The organism is Bradyrhizobium zhanjiangense, assembly GCF_004114935.1.
Classification (GTDB): Bacteria; Pseudomonadota; Alphaproteobacteria; order Rhizobiales; family Xanthobacteraceae; genus Bradyrhizobium; species Bradyrhizobium zhanjiangense.
In genome coordinates, this window is sequence record NZ_CP022221.1 from 4217356 (window position 1) to 4229695 (window position 12340).

Below are 12340 nucleotides of genomic sequence, written 5' to 3' on the forward strand. Positions count from 1 at the left end.
GAAACGGCACTTTTGGGCTAGGCAGGCAGCCATGAGCCGCCGCATCAAGAGAACCAACCAAGAGCCCCGTTCGCGTGATCAGCGCAAGGAGGCGCGCCCGTTCAAGGCGCGCAGCGCGAAGAAGGCCGGACCGCGTCCGGGTGGTAAGCCCGGTGCCAAGCCGCCGCGCTTTGCGGGCGAGCGCGCCGAGCGGCGTGCGCCCAAGGCCGCAATAGAAAAGCCCACGCCGGCAAAGCCCGTCGAGGCATTGCTGCCGACCAAGGTGCAGACCGTCACCGTGACGGCCGACGAGAACAACATGCGTGTCGACCGTTTTCTCGAAGCGCGCTTTCCCGGTCTGTCGTTCTCCCACATCCAGCGTGTCGTGCGCAAAGGCGAGCTGCGTGTCGACGGCAAGCGCGTCGACAGCAAGGATCGCCTGGAGGAGGGGCAGAGCGTCCGCATTCCGCCGCTCAAGCTCGACACGCCGAAGACGGCCGGCCCGCTGTCGGAAGCCGCGCAGAAGACGCTTGCTGCGCTGAAGGAGATGACCATCTGGGAGGACGATGACGTGCTCGTCCTCAACAAGCCCGCCGGCCTTGCGGTGCAGGGCGGCTCGGGCATGACGCGCCACATCGACCAGATGCTCGAGGTGATGCGCGATTCCAAGGGCCAGAAGCCGCGCCTCGTGCACCGTATCGACAGGGAGACGTCGGGCTGTCTCTTGATCGCCAAGACGCGCTTTGCCGCCTCGCATTTGACCGGCGCGTTCCGGTCGCGCTCGGCACGAAAGGTCTATTGGGCGCTGGTGCCGGGCCTGCCGAAACCGAAGCAGGGCCGCATCTCGACCTTCCTCGCGAAGGAGGAGGGCGAGGACGATACCATCATGCGCATCGCCCAGCATGGCGACGAGGGCGCCAGCCACGCGGTGACGTACTATGCGATGGTCGAGACCGCCGGCAACAAGCTGACCTGGGTGTCGCTGAAGCCCGTGACGGGCCGCACCCATCAACTCCGTGCCCATATGGCCCATATCGGCCATCCCATCATTGGCGATCCCAAATATTTCAACATCGAGAACTGGGAGCTGCCGGGCGGCTTGCAAAACCGGCTGCATCTCCTGGCACGCCGGATCGTCATCCCGCATCCACGCGGCGGCGTGATCGACGCCACCGCGCCGCTGCCGCCACATATGCAGCAATCGTGGAATCTGCTCGGGCTCGATGCAAGCCGGTTTGATCCGATCGAGAACGCGCCGGAGGAGTAGGACTAGGCGCCGCGGCCAGCCAAAGCCCGGCGAGCAGGGTTGCAATGCCCGCAAGTTCCCTTATGCCAGCCGCTCGCTTTATCGGCCGCCGCTCTTATCTTGAAAGCTTAGCATTCAGCGACCGGGACCGAAGACTCAACATGCGCGAATTGTTCGAAGAAGCTGCAGGGCAACCCCCGCCGGATCCGCGGGAATCGGCGCGCGCCTCCGCGCGCACGTCCCCGCGCAAGCGCTTCTACAAGGAGGCCGGCGCGGGCGAGGCCGAGGGCGGCTTCGCCATCACCCTCGACGGCAAGCCGATCCGCACGCCCACCGGGCGTCAGGTGGTGATCCCCTCGCGCGACCTCGCCGATGCGGTTGCTGCCGAATGGGCTGCGCAGGGCGAGACGATCGATCCCGTGACCATGCCGCTGACGCGGATCGCCAACAGCGTGGTCGAGGGTGTGATCGACCGGGTTGATCTCGTCAGCGACGATCTCGCAAAATACTTCGAGACTGACCTGCTGTTCTATCGCGCCGGCCACCCCGAAGGGCTGGTCGCCCGCGAGGCCGCACATTGGGACCCCGTGCTGTTCTGGGCCGCGGAGACGCTGGGCGCGCATTTCATCCTGTCCGAGGGCATCATGCATGTGAAGCAGCCGGACGAGGCGCTGAAGGCAGCCCGCGCCGCGCTGCCAAGAGATGCCTGGTCGGTCGCCGCGCTCCATGTGGTGACCACCCTGACCGGCTCGGCGCTGCTCGCGCTGGCGCTGGCCCATGGCGCGCGCGATGCTGACCAAGTCTGGGCCGCCGCCCATGTCGATGAGGACTGGAACATCGACCAATGGGGCGTGGACGAGGAAGCGGCCGCTCGCCGGGCCACGCGCCTGCGGGATTTCGAGGCCGCCGTGGCGGTCTTGGCCGCGGTGAAGCCGCAAGCGGCCGAAGGTCCTTAACGAGAGGTTTACGACGGCGCCTTAGGGTGGGATGGCATTCCCTGGGCTGCCTCAAGATGCCGACGCCGATAAGCTCGATCGTTCCTGTCAGTGCCGCCGGCTCTGTGGCTGATGCGACGACGCCCGATCTCGTGCTTCAGGCCGGCAGCGTCGTCGACGCCAAAGTGGTCAGCCTGCTCGCGGACAATCTGGTGCGGATCGCGATCGCGAACCTCTCGATGGACGTGATGTCGGAAGTGGTGCTGACACCGGGGCAGAATCTCCAGCTCGCGGTGTCGCAAAACGACGGCACCATCCGGCTCGCGGTCGTCGGCGGGACAGGCGGGGCGGCGTCCGATCAGATTACGCTGACGCCGGCTGCGGCCTCGCTGGTGGAGAGCCCGCCGCTCGCGCCGTCCGCGAGCGCGGCGCGCAATACGTTGACTCTGCTGGAGCAAGTCGCCGTCACCGTGGCGTCCGCCGAGGCCGTGACCAGGCAAGGCAGCCAGGCGCCGCTGTTTGCCAATCTCGCAGCGGTCGTCACCAGCAGCGATTTGCCGGCGGGGCTGAAGCAGGCCGTGCTGGACGTGCTGGCGCAGCAGACGCCGCTCAACGCCGGGCTCGATGGCGGCGATATTGAATCCGCCTTCCAGAAATCGGGGCTGTTCCTCGAGGCTTCGCTGGCCGCCGGCGCGCCCCCGTCATCCGGTGCAGTGCCGGATTTGAAAGCGGCGCTGCTGGTGTTGCGACAGACGCTGACCACGATTGAGACGGCCGCGCCGCCGACCCAGGGCGCCATGATTCCGACTGGCGCCACGGCGACACCGCAGGTCGTTGCCGCCCCGGCCCAGGCAGCAGGCGAGGCCACGCAGGCCGCATTGCCGTCAACCGAACCCGAAATCGCCCAACCGCTGCAACCGCCACGCAGCGCCAATCCCACGGCTGCGGGGCTCGCCGACATCGCTGGCGGCGCTGCACAGGCGGCGATGCCCAGGACCATGTCCCCAGGCCTTGCCGCCAGCCTCTTGCAGGAGATGACGCAAAACCTGCCGCGAATGATCGGCAACATGCCCGGCTCCAACAAGGCCGTGCCGGATGGCCACATCTTCGAGGCGGCCACCCACGCGACCACGCCACCGCCGTTCCGTGGCGCGCTGCCGGCGCCGCAGTCCATCGCCGCGCCATCGCTCGCGCCGGATACGCCGCTCGCTGCCACCATGCATCGTCTGCTCGACGATACTGATGCCGCGATCGCGCGGCAGACGCTGTTGCAAGTTGCCTCGCTCCCCGATCGCACCGACGCCAGCGGGCACCGCATCGATCCGGTCGTACCGCAGTGGAATTTCGAGATTCCGTTCGCGACGACGCAGGGCACCGCGATGGCGCAATTCGAGATCTCGCGCGATGGCGGTAATGAGTCCGCCGATCCCGCCAGGCGCGCCTGGCGCGCGCGCTTCTCGCTTAATGTCGAGCCGGCCGGCCCGGTGCATGCGCTGATCACACTGAACGGCGACAAGACCTTCGTGCGGATGTGGGCGGAGCGGCCGGCGACGGCACAGCAGCTCCGCGCCGGCGTCGGTGAGCTCAGCCAGGCATTGTCCAGAGCCGAGCTCAAGCCTGGTGATATCATCGTGCGCGACGGCACCCCGCCGCAGGCCACACAGGCTCGCGCCGGCCATTTCCTGGATCGCGCCACATGAGCGACCCATCCAAGCTCGCGATTGCCCTGCATTATGAGAAGGGCACCAACGCCCCGGTTGTCGTCGCCAAGGGCAAGGGCACGATCGGCGAAAAGATCGTCGAGATCGCCAAGGCCCATGACATTCCGATCGAGGAGAACGAGGTTTTGGCCGGCGCACTCTCCAAGGTCGAGCTCGGCGAGGAGATCCCGCCGGACCTCTACAAGGCCGTCGCCGAAGTGCTGGTGTTCGTGCTGCGGCTGTCGCGGGGGCGCTGAACGCTGTCATCGTTTCACCACGTGGGGGCTGCATGGTTGCGGCCACTTTCATCGATTAGCGGATACCACCCTTGATCACCCGTCGTTCCACCCTCGGCCTGCTCGCCGCAGCCGCCACCCTGCCGTCACGCGCGCTCGCTCATGTCGCCCCGCCGCGCAACGAAATCCGCGACAGCTTGGCCAAACGCTTCACCGATCTCGGCACATCAGGCACCTTCGTCGGCTACAAGGTAGAGGACTATCTGATCGTCGCCAGCGACAAGGAGCGCTCGGGCGAGGGGAAGCTGCCGGCCTCGACCTTCAAAATTCCGAACTCGTTGATTGCGCTCGAGACCGGCGTTGTCGCTGACCCCGACAAGGACGTGTTTCCCTGGGACGGCGTGAAGCGGCCGATCGAGGCTTGGAACAAGGATCACACACTACGCAGTGCGATCGCAGTCAGCGCGGTGCCGGTCTATCAGGAGATCGCGCGCCGCATCGGCCAGGAGCGCATGCAGAAATATGTCGACGAATTCGACTACGGCAATCGCGATATCGGCGGCGGCATCGACCAATTCTGGCTCACCGGCGCCCTGCGCATCGATCCGGTCGAGCAGGTCGACTTCGTCGACCGGCTGCGGCGCCGTGCGTTGCCGATCAGCAAGCGCAGCCAGGATCTCGTCTGCGACATCCTGCCGGTGACCAAGGTCGGCGATAGCATCATCCGCGCCAAGTCGGGCCTCTTGGGCGCCGAGCGCGGCGAGCCGTCGCTGGGCTGGATGGTCGGTTGGGCCGAGAAAGGCGAGGCGCACACCGTGTTCGCGCTCAACATTGATTGCCGCGAGCCGCGTCTCATCAGTGAGCGCATGCCGCTGACGCAAGCCTGCCTTGCCGAGATTGGCGCGATCTAGCGCTACCGCGCTGGCGCCGCTCAACTAGCATCCTCCCGCCAAGGAAAAACCGGGAGGATAACAATGAACTCAACGCCGCTCTGGTTGTCGTCGCTCACGCTTGCGGCAGCTGCCGGCTGGCTCGGCGCCACGATGTATGCCGGCCCCGCCACCAGCAAGGAGCCACGCTTTCCGCAGCTCACCATGGATCAGCTGGACGCCAGGCAGAAGCCGCTCGGCGAACAGATCATGAAGGTGTCGAGCGTCGGCATCGGCGGGCCCTACAACCCGATGATTCGCAGTCCCGTGCTCGGCCAGCGCCTGTTCGACCTGTTCCACTACCTGCGCTGGGAGACCTCGGTCCTGGTCAAGCTCAACGAGTTCGCGATCCTGATCATCGGGCGGCAGTGGCGCTCGCAGGTGGAATGGTACGCACACGCGCCGCTGGCGGCGAAGGCGGGCCTGTCGGCCGACATCATCGCAGAGCTGAAGGCCAACAAGCGGCCCTCGAAGATGGCCGATGACGAGGCGGTGGTCTACGATTTCGTCACCGAGCTCACCACCACCAAGAAGGTCACCGACGAGACTTACGCACGCGCGAAGAAGGTGTTCAACGACCAGCAGATCGTCGACCTCACCGCAGTTGCCGGCAATTACGTGATGGTTGCGATGCTGCTTGCCATGGCGGAGGAGACCGTGCCGCCGGACAAGCAGGAACCGTTTAGGCCGGGTGAGCCGTAGGGCTCGCTATTGCGAGCGCAGCTCTCTCCACGCGTCATTGCGAGCGTAGCGAAGCAATCCAGAGCCCCTCAGCGGGAAGATTCTGGATTGCTTCGCTGCGCTCGCAATGACGGGGGCGTAGGGGGGGCAGCGCCGTGCCCACCTTCTCTCCGTGTCATGATCTGTGATTGGTGGGCACGCTCCGCTTTGCCCACCCTACGAGAGCTGGGGCGGAGCAAACAGTCTCAACCCAACTTCAACAGCACCTGCAAAAACTCCTCCACCGCCTTGCGCGCTTCAGCGGCTGTCTTCGGATTGCCGCCGACATGCGGGTTGAGCTCGACACAGGCGTCCTTGTAGGAGAAGGGCGCATTGGTATCGCCGTTCATCAGCACGCCGCCGTCACCTTCCTTGATGCGGCAGTTGCGCACGGTTTGCGCGTTCGTGGACACGGCGACGGTGTTGAGGCCGAGCAGGCCGCTATCGAATCCGTGCGCGCTATCGGGATATTCGGTCAGCACCACGTCGCGCCCGGCCGCTTTGAGCCGTTCGACAAAGGCCTTGCAGCTCTTCACCGGATTGTAGTCGTCGGGTGCGCCGTGGAAGATGCGGATCGGGCGCGCGGCGACCTCGGCATCGCTCTGATACGTCGTCGAACAGTCCGGATAGAACGGGATGTAAGCCGCGAACTGGATACCGGACTTGTTCCAGAGCTTGTGGAAGCGCTCGAGGCTCGCATAGAGCGTCGCCTGTCCGCCGCGCGAAAAGCCCATCAGCACGATGCGATCAGGATCGACGCGGGGATGCTTGGCCAGGATCTCCAGCGAGCGGTAGATATCGACGATCAGATTGAGCCGGCCGAGCAAGGCCTGGTTCGGCCCGACCACCGTGAGGCCGCGCCCCGTAAAACCATCGATCACGAAGGTGGAGATGCCCATGGCGTTGAGCGCGTGCACCCAGGCTTCCGTGGTGGCGCCGACGCCGCTCGAGCCGTGCATCAGCACCACCACGGGAAGCTTGCCGGTGCCCTGGGCCACGCGGAATTCGCCCGCGACCGTCACCGGCTTGCCGGCCGCCGCATCGCCGCTGAGGAACTGCTGATCGGAAATGGTGAGCGAGGGGATCGGATAGATCTCGGCCCGCGTGGCGACCTCCTTAGGGAGCGATTGTGCGTTGGCGCCAAGACCGACGAACAGAGTTGAAATGCAAAGCGCCATTGCGACGCGGAATGCCGTCGGCATCGGGTCCCCCCCCCTTGCGATTTTGATGGAGTAGAACAACAGGCCCGCGCGCTGTCAATTTGGTGTGCGGCAGCTCTCAGGCGGGATCGGCCGTTTTCTTCGCCGTCAGCGCCTGGTCGATCGCAAAGCCGCCGATCTCGCTCATCGCCTGCGAGATCACGTCGCCGCGTCTAGCAAAGCCGTTCGAGAGATACTCGAACTGCGTCCGCGCCAGCCGCAGCACCTCGATCGGCACGGAGACCACGGTCTCGTTGAAACTGTCGACAGAGGCGCGCAGCGTCTCGAGCTCGCTCGTGAACTTGCCGATATGGCTCTCCGCATGCTGCATCAGGCCGAGCAGCTTGCCGCGTTCGGCATCGAATGCGGCTCGCTCGGCCGCGCTCGCTGCGGTGACCTCGGCAAGCTGCGTCCGCAGCGCTGCGATCTGGCTCAACATGGCATCGCGAGCAAGCTCCGCGGCCTCGCGCAGCTCGGTGTTGCGCGTGCTCTCGACCTGCTGTTCGTGATAGAGCCGCTCGGCCGACATCGCCCGCTGCGCCAGCGATACGATCAGGCTTGCTGCGCGCAGCAGCATCTCGCCGTTCCGTCCCGACACCATGCTGGCCATCCGCCGCAGGAAGTCGATGGTTTCCGACGATGAGTTCGGCGGCAGGGGGACGACCGTCGCGGACATCTCAGTGATGCTTGCGTGATGCTCGAGCCGAGGCGTAATGACCGCCGCCGTACCGACTGGGCTCACGCAACATTCGGCGCCTGATCGTGAGCTTGAAGCAAGCCTGAATCGGCTGGCCTGGTCAACTGGGCCGGACCACCAAATTTGCAGGCCGCGCGCGGGTCAGGCGTCCTTCTGCCGGCCGATCCGCCCCAGATGGGTGAAGCCGAACCCCGCGGAATATTTCAGGCCATAGCCGAGCGCCCGGTCGATGCCGATATGGGCGAGCCAGATCAAGGCGATGGACAGGGTCAAAGGCGAGGCGAGGCCGAAGCCAAGTGTCAGCAGCGACACCGGCGCCATGTAGCTGTGGGCGGCATTGCAGACCAGTGCGCCGAGTTTGGCGTCGGAGAGGTATGCCAGGAAGCTCAGGTCGGGGACGAGGAAGAGCAGGGCAAACACTAGCCAGGAGCCGTCCCACGCCCAGTAGAGCATCACCATGCCAGCGAACAGGGTGAGGCCCTCCAGCCGCAGCAGGATGTTGACACCGCCCGTCGCCGCACCAGTCTCGGCCGTTCCTTCGTCCATGCTCGCCTCCCAGGCAAAACTTTGTAATCCCTCACGCTTTCAGCCCGGACAGGGCAGCCCTGCGAGGTCGAAAGGCGCTTTCCGGCCCGCAAAATGCCGTGTTAGAACCCCGCATCACTTAAGAACTGGCGGGAGCAAATGAAACACATCCTGGACGCCCTTGAAGATCGTCGTGCCGGTGCCAAGCTCGGCGGCGGGGAGAAGCGCATCGAGGCGCAGCACGCCCGCGGCAAGCTGACGGCGCGCGAGCGCATCGAGCTCTTGCTCGACAAGGGATCGTTCGAGGAATTCGACATGTTCGTCGAGCATCGCTCCACCGAGTTCGGCATGGAGAAGACCAAGGTACCGGGCGATGGCGTCGTCACCGGCTGGGGCACCGTCAACGGCCGCAAGACCTTCGTCTTCGCCAAGGATTTCACCGTGTTCGGCGGTTCTCTCTCGGAAACGCACGCGCTGAAAATCACAAAGCTCCAGGACATGGCGATGAAGGCGCGGGCGCCCATCATCGGTCTCTACGATGCCGGCGGCGCCCGCATCCAGGAGGGCGTCGCCGCGCTCGCCGGCTATTCCTACGTGTTCCGCCGCAACGTGCTCGCCTCGGGCGTGATCCCGCAGATATCAGTCATCATGGGCCCCTGCGCCGGCGGCGACGTCTATTCGCCGGCGATGACCGACTTCATCTTCATGGTGAAGAACACCAGCTACATGTTCGTCACCGGCCCCGACGTGGTGAAGACCGTCACCAACGAGGTCGTCACCGCCGAAGAGCTCGGCGGCGCCTCGGTGCACGCCACGCGCTCCTCGATCGCCGACGGTGCGTTCGAGAACGACGTCGAGACGCTGCTGCAGATGCGCCGTCTGATCGACTTCCTGCCGTCCAACAACACCGACGGCGTGCCGGAATGGCCGAGCTTCGACGACATCGGCCGGGTCGACATGTCGTTGGACACGCTGGTCCCCGACAATCCGAACAAGCCCTACGACATGAAGGAATTGATCCTGAAGGTCGTGGACGAGGGCGATTTCTTCGAGATCGCGGAAGCCTTTGCCAAGAACATCGTCACCGGCTTTGGCCGCATCGCGGGGCGCACCGTCGGCTTCGTCGCCAATCAGCCGATGGTGCTCGCCGGCGTGCTCGACTCTGATGCTTCGCGGAAAGCGGCGCGCTTCGTTCGTTTTTGTGATGCCTTCAACATCCCGATCGTCACCTTCGTCGACGTGCCGGGCTTCCTGCCGGGAACCGCGCAGGAATACGGCGGCCTGATCAAGCATGGCGCGAAGCTCTTGTTCGCGTACTCGCAATGCACGGTGCCGCTGGTGACCATCATCACCCGCAAGGCCTATGGCGGCGCCTTCGACGTCATGGCCTCCAAGGAGATCGGCGCCGACATGAACTACGCCTGGCCGACCGCCCAGATCGCAGTGATGGGCGCCAAGGGCGCGGTCGAGATCATCTTCCGCTCCGACATCGGCGACCCCGACAAGATCGCGGCGCGAACCAAGGAATACGAAGACCGTTTCCTGTCCCCCTTCATCGCCGCCGAGCGCGGCTACATCGACGACGTCATCATGCCGCACTCGACAAGGAAGCGCATCGCCCGCGCCCTGGCGATGCTGAAGGACAAGAAGACGGAAATGCCAGCGAAGAAGCACGACAATTTGCCGTTGTGAGAAAGATGTCGCCCGGATGAGCGTAGCGACATCCGGGCTTTGCTTAAGCCCCGCATGTCGCTTCGCTCATGTGGGCAACTGGTTTCTTCTGATTTGGTATCCTTGATCCAATGATCGAAGACGATCCGAGCGACGAAATCTCAGATATCGAGGATCGGATCGAAGCGCTCGCCGAGATCGCCGAGCGGTGCCGGAAGTACATCCTGGCATCCAAGATCGCGATCGGCGGCGGTGCGACGCTGCTCTTGATCACGATCCTCGGCCTGTTCGGGACCGGCCAGACCGCCGCGCTTGGGTCGATCGCGCTGGTGCTGGGCGGGATCGTGTCGCTCGGCTCGAATGTCAGCACGTTGCGGCAGACGGACGAGGCCATCAGTGCCGCGGAGGCGCGTCGTTCGGCGCTGATTGGCAGCATCGACCTGCGCGTCGTCGCGGATGCGCCGATGAAGCTGGTGTGACGCGCCGCACCCACGGTGCGTAGGGTGGGTTAGCCCAGCGGACTGCGCTTCGCGCAGCCGCAAGGCTAACCCACCCTACGAGATCCCGCGCGCCTTATCCGCCGCAGCAAAATGCGCCATCTGGTCCGCACGGGCCTTCGCAAAGGCTGGGCGGGCCGTGGCCCGGGCGAGGTAAGCACGGCAGGCCGGGTGGTTCGCCAGTCCCTCGAAGCGGTCGACGGGGCGCAGCACGTCCGACATCAGGATGTCGGCGACGGAGAAGGACCCCGCCAGCCATTCGCGGCGGGCCAGCACCAGTTCGAGATGCTTGAGACGAACCTCAAGGAACCCGTCCAGGAATTTCCATGCCCGCGTGTCGTCCGCATTGCCCATGAACTTCAGCATCGCCCAGGGCAGACTCGCCATCTCCACCGAATTGAGCGCGGCGAACACCCATTTCGTCGCCTCGACGCGGCCGCGCGGATCTGACGGCATCAGCTTGTCGCTGCGCTCGCCGAGATGCAGCAGGATCGCGCCGCTCTCGAAGATCGAGAGGTCGCCGTCGGTCAGCCACGGCACCTGGCCGAAGGGCTGGTGCGCGAGATGCGCGGGGCCGCGGTCGTCGAATGGCACGCTCGCGACGCGATAGGGCAAGGCGGCTTCTTCGAGCACCCAGCGCACACGGAGGTCGCGCACGAAACCTCTGGGCATCTCGGGAACCCAATCGAAGGTGGTCAGGGTGAGGTCGGCCATTTGGTGTCTCCGTGTCCTGGTTCAGATCAAGGACGCGCGAAGGGCGCACGTTCCGACACCGGTGCCAACTGTTTTTGTCGCCGGCCGATGAAGCGGCTAGTCTTGCCCCAAACAATGGGAGGAAACCCGATGCCATCAGCCTTCTTCGTCGTCCGCGCCATCGTCGCCGACGCGAGCAAGCGCGCCGCCTTCGACAGATGGTACGAGACGGAACATCTGCCCGACGCGGTGAAGGCGTTTGGCGTAGCCAAGGCCTGGCGGTACTGGAGCCTGGACGATCCCTCGCTGCACCAGGCCATGTATCAGTTCGATGACGAGACGAAGCTCGCCGCGATGCTGAAGGGTGATGCGCTCAAGCGCCTGACCGCCGACTTCAACCGCGACTGGCCCGATGTGACGCGCACGCGCGAGACGTTGGTGCTGGCGCAGGAGTTCGCGATGTAGGGCGGAGGGCTACGAATTCTCCAATTAATCTGATCACCTGATTCAGCTTTGGTTCATGTCGTGACCACGACACTTCTTCTGCATCACTGGCACGATGATCAAGAGGAAGAAGCCATGGAGCGCCGGAACTTTTTGAAACTTGCATTGGGGGTGACGGCGGGAGCCGCCGCCTTCGCTGCGACCGCGCAGGCCGCGCCGCTGTCACCGCAACCGGTCGCTGATCCCACCCGCATGCCGCAGGGCAGTTCCGATGCTCATCCCGCAGTCACCACCAGCGAGGAAGCCGCGCAGGCGAAGCCTGAGCAGGTGCACTGGCGTGGGCGCGGCCGGCATTGGGGCTGGCGCCGCCGACACTGGGGTTGGCGTCGCCGGCGCTGGCATCGCCGTCATTACTGGTAAGCTCGCGACAATTCGCGAATTGGACGGGGATAGCCGCTGGCGGCCCCCGTTTCGATTCTGGAGCCGCTCCGATTCCACGGCGGACGAAAGTCGGCAGCGGCGCCCAAACGAAAATGGCCGCGCAGGTTGTCCCGCGCGGCCATTTTGCAAGGCGAAAGGATCAGAACGGACGGCAGCGGCCGGCGTACCAGCGGAAGCCGTAGGGGCACACGCGCGCGCGGGGCACCACGACGACCGGCGCCGGGGCGACCACCACGGGGCCCGGGCGCACCACGACCGGGCCGCGCATCGGACGGCAGCCGCCATAGGGGCCGCGATACCAGCCGGGGCCGCAGCCGCCGGCGGCGCTGGCCGCCTCGCTGAAACCGATGACTGCGCTGGCCAGCATGACGGCGGCAAACAGATATTTCATTTGATCTTCCTTCTGGTCCTTGGGGCAGACTTAGGGG

The 12340-nt window shown here is 65.3% G+C and carries 15 protein-coding genes; 10 read left to right on the forward strand and 5 right to left on the reverse strand.

Annotation, left to right across the window (positions count from 1 at the left end; translation table 11 throughout):
- Positions 1–31: 31 nt before the first annotated feature.
- The 6 genes from XH85_RS19990 (at position 32) to XH85_RS20020 (ending at position 5727) form a co-directional block, all read left to right on the forward strand.
- On the forward strand, positions 32–1246 hold the full coding sequence (locus XH85_RS19990) for an RluA family pseudouridine synthase (protein ID WP_128933145.1): 1215 nt from the start codon (positions 32–34) through the stop codon (positions 1244–1246).
- Between the two features lie 140 nt (positions 1247–1386).
- Positions 1387–2181 (forward strand): ATP12 family chaperone protein, encoded by a 795-nt coding sequence (locus XH85_RS19995; RefSeq protein ID WP_128933146.1) that lies wholly within the window; start codon positions 1387–1389, stop codon positions 2179–2181.
- A gap of 56 nt (positions 2182–2237) precedes the next feature.
- Entirely contained in the window at positions 2238–3860 is a 1623-nt protein-coding gene (gene fliK, locus XH85_RS20005; protein WP_164940446.1) for a flagellar hook-length control protein FliK, read from the forward strand.
- Positions 3857–4117 (forward strand): EscU/YscU/HrcU family type III secretion system export apparatus switch protein, encoded by a 261-nt coding sequence (locus tag XH85_RS20010; RefSeq protein WP_128933147.1) that lies wholly within the window; start codon positions 3857–3859, stop codon positions 4115–4117. Before fliK ends, XH85_RS20010 begins: the two co-directional genes overlap by 4 nt.
- A gap of 71 nt (positions 4118–4188) precedes the next feature.
- Positions 4189–5007, forward strand: coding sequence for a class D beta-lactamase (blaOXA, locus tag XH85_RS20015; protein ID WP_128933148.1), 819 nt, complete (start codon positions 4189–4191; stop codon positions 5005–5007).
- Positions 5008–5070: 63 nt separating this feature from the next.
- The gene (locus XH85_RS20020) at positions 5071–5727 is read left to right on the forward strand and encodes a carboxymuconolactone decarboxylase family protein (protein ID WP_128933149.1); all 657 of its coding nucleotides are present in this window, start codon (positions 5071–5073) and stop codon (positions 5725–5727) included.
- Between the two features lie 224 nt (positions 5728–5951).
- On the opposite strand, the gene XH85_RS20025 is transcribed toward XH85_RS20020, so the two are convergent.
- The 3 genes from XH85_RS20025 to XH85_RS20035 form a co-directional block, all read right to left on the reverse strand.
- On the reverse strand, positions 5952–6947 hold the full coding sequence (locus XH85_RS20025) for a dienelactone hydrolase family protein (RefSeq protein WP_128933150.1): 996 nt from the start codon (positions 6945–6947) through the stop codon (positions 5952–5954).
- Positions 6948–7023: 76 nt separating this feature from the next.
- Positions 7024–7620, reverse strand: a complete 597-nt coding sequence (locus XH85_RS20030) for a hypothetical protein (RefSeq protein WP_164940445.1) — start codon at positions 7618–7620, stop codon at positions 7024–7026.
- A 162-nt stretch (positions 7621–7782) separates the two neighbouring features.
- Entirely contained in the window at positions 7783–8187 is a 405-nt protein-coding gene (locus XH85_RS20035; RefSeq protein ID WP_128933152.1) for a DUF4260 domain-containing protein, read from the reverse strand.
- Positions 8188–8325: 138 nt separating this feature from the next.
- On the opposite strand from XH85_RS20035, the gene XH85_RS20040 reads away from it, so the two are divergent.
- Together XH85_RS20040 and XH85_RS20045 are read left to right on the forward strand one after the other, a co-directional pair.
- A complete protein-coding gene (locus XH85_RS20040) occupies positions 8326–9858 on the forward strand; it encodes an acyl-CoA carboxylase subunit beta (protein ID WP_128933153.1) in 1533 nt (510 codons plus the stop codon).
- A 110-nt stretch (positions 9859–9968) separates the two neighbouring features.
- Positions 9969–10316: a hypothetical protein gene (locus XH85_RS20045; protein WP_128933154.1), complete on the forward strand. Its 348-nt coding sequence runs from the start codon at positions 9969–9971 to the stop codon at positions 10314–10316.
- 75 nt (positions 10317–10391) lie between these two features.
- On the opposite strand, the gene XH85_RS20050 is transcribed toward XH85_RS20045, so the two are convergent.
- Positions 10392–11048, reverse strand: a complete 657-nt coding sequence (locus XH85_RS20050) for a glutathione S-transferase family protein (RefSeq protein WP_128933155.1) — start codon at positions 11046–11048, stop codon at positions 10392–10394.
- Between the two features lie 129 nt (positions 11049–11177).
- Here XH85_RS20050 and XH85_RS20055 point away from each other — a divergent pair, with 129 nt between their 5' ends.
- Positions 11178–11492, forward strand: a complete 315-nt coding sequence (locus XH85_RS20055; protein WP_128933156.1) for a hypothetical protein — start codon at positions 11178–11180, stop codon at positions 11490–11492.
- A 114-nt stretch (positions 11493–11606) separates the two neighbouring features.
- On the forward strand, positions 11607–11891 hold the full coding sequence (locus XH85_RS20060; protein WP_091894783.1) for a twin-arginine translocation signal domain-containing protein: 285 nt from the start codon (positions 11607–11609) through the stop codon (positions 11889–11891).
- Between the two features lie 160 nt (positions 11892–12051).
- Here the strand turns inward: XH85_RS20060 and XH85_RS20065 are convergent, their stop codons facing one another.
- Positions 12052–12303 (reverse strand): GCG_CRPN prefix-to-repeats domain-containing protein, encoded by a 252-nt coding sequence (locus XH85_RS20065; RefSeq protein ID WP_128933157.1) that lies wholly within the window; start codon positions 12301–12303, stop codon positions 12052–12054.
- Positions 12304–12340 lie beyond the last annotated feature (37 nt).